Origin of the sequence: Halomonas litopenaei, assembly GCF_003045775.1 — a bacterium.
Taxonomy (GTDB): domain Bacteria; phylum Pseudomonadota; class Gammaproteobacteria; order Pseudomonadales; family Halomonadaceae; genus Halomonas; species Halomonas litopenaei.
Genome location: NZ_PXNS01000036.1, coordinates 1 through 1,501, shown reverse-complemented (window position 1 = coordinate 1,501; position 1,501 = coordinate 1). Strand labels below are relative to the sequence as shown.

Sequence of the window (1,501 nt, the reverse complement as noted above, 5' to 3'; positions counted from 1 at the left end):
GGCTGTCGGTGGCGGTGTCGCCATCGCTGTCTTCGGTGGCGATGGTGAAGTCGATCGACGGATTGCCGGTGCTGTTCTGTACCTGGTTGGCGTTGGCGTCAAAGGTCCAGCTGCCATCGCGACCGACGGTCAGGGTGCCTTCATCAAGATCGAAGGTCACGGTATCGGTAGCACCGTCGCCCAGCACCTTGTCGACGCCGCCGGCGGTCACGGTCACCGTGGCACCATCGGCACCGGCGTCGGTGGTCCAGGTGCCGTTGGCACTCTTGCCTTCGACCACGGTCTCAGCGGTATCCGCGATCTCGAGGGTCGGCTGATCGTCGGCCACGCTCACACCCACGGTCGCCGTTGTGCTGGTACCGTCGGTGTCAGTGCCGACCACACTGATGCCGGTGATCGACAGGCTATCGGCGTCGACCGCGTGGGACAGACTCTCGGCCAGGGTCGCGGTCACGGTGACGACCTGCTCCTCGCCCGCGGCCACAGGACCAGAAGAGCTCAGGGTCAGAGTCAGGACGGCGTCGCCGCCGGTCTCGGTACGGCCTTCCAGCTCACCGGCATCGGTGACGCTCCAGCTCAGCTCACCATTCAGGCCGGTGACGCTGATGTCGGCGGTGTCACCAAAACCGATCGAGGTGATGGCGTCGCTACCGGCGGTAAAGGTCAGGCTGGCCACGTCGGTATCCGAGGCGGTGCCTTCGGTGTCGGCATCATCCAGCGCAAGGCTGGCCTGGGTCGAGGCCGGATCGCTGCCGGTGACCGAAACACTCGGGCCGCTGCCGTCGGTAATGGTGACGGTGTGACTGTCGGTGGCGGTGTCGCCATCGCTGTCTTCGGTGGCGATGGTGAAATCGATCGACGGGCTGTTGCCCTGGTCGAGGTTGTCCTTGGCCTCAAAGGTCCAGCTGCCATCGCCAGTGACGGTCAGAGTGCCTTCATCAAGATTGAAGGTCACGGTATCGGTAGCACCGTCGCCCAGCACCTTGTCGACGCCGCCGGCGGTCACGGTCACCGTGGCACCATCGGCACCGGCGTCGGTGGTCCAGGTGCCGTTGGCACTCTGGCCTTCGACCACGGTCTCGGCGGTATCGGCGATCTCGAGGGTCGGCTGATCGTCAGCCACGCTCACACCCACGGTTGCCGTCGTGCTGGTACCGTCGGTGTCGGTGCCGACCACACTGATGCCGGTGATCGACAGGCTATCGGCGTCGACCGCGTGGGCCAGGCTCTCAGCCAGGGTCGCGGTCACGGTGACGACCTGCTCCTCGCCTGCGGCGATCGGGTTGTTCGCGTCAACCGCCGGACTCAGCGTCAGGGTCAGGACGGCGTCGCCGTCGGCCTCGGTACGGCCTTCCAGCTCACCGGCGTTGTTGGTGCTCCAGATCAGGTCGCCATTCAGGCCGGTGACGCTGATGTCGGCGGTGTCACCAAAACCGATCGAGGTGATGGCGTCGCTGCCGGCGGTAAAGGTCAGACTGGCAACGTCGGTGTCCGAGGCGGT

General features: G+C 65.8%; 1 pseudogene. It reads right to left on the bottom strand.

The features are described 5' to 3' along the window. Window positions 1-1,501: pseudogene (locus tag C6W88_RS21765) on the bottom strand (hypothetical protein); the annotation flags it as partial.